Genomic DNA, 233 nt, shown 5'->3' with positions numbered 1-233 from the left:
GCCCGCGACCACGTTGTCGAGCATGCCCGGATCGGTCGCCTTGGTGTCGCTGCGGCGCGCGATCCAGAGCTGCGGCGCCGCGGAACCCGCATATTCTACGACGCCGTTCAGATGCACCGCGTACGTCATCGTGCCGAAGAAGCGCGAGGCCGCGCGCTCGATGTAGGCGAGCGGCGGCGCGTCGAAGGCGTTGCGGATCGCGTAGGTTTCGTCGCGCCAGCCCGGAATGCGGC

1 protein-coding gene is annotated in these 233 nt (G+C 69.5%); it reads right to left on the bottom strand.

Annotation, left to right across the window (positions count from 1 at the left end; translation table 11 throughout):
• Positions 1 to 233: DUF4743 domain-containing protein (locus SB786_RS37820; protein ID WP_410731785.1), on the bottom strand; the 233-nt coding region annotated here is incomplete at both ends.

The sequence above is a fragment of the Burkholderia sp. SIMBA_062 genome, assembly GCF_046534765.1.
Classification (GTDB): domain Bacteria; phylum Pseudomonadota; class Gammaproteobacteria; order Burkholderiales; family Burkholderiaceae; genus Burkholderia; species Burkholderia ambifaria.
This window is presented reverse-complemented; position numbering and strand designations above follow the sequence as displayed.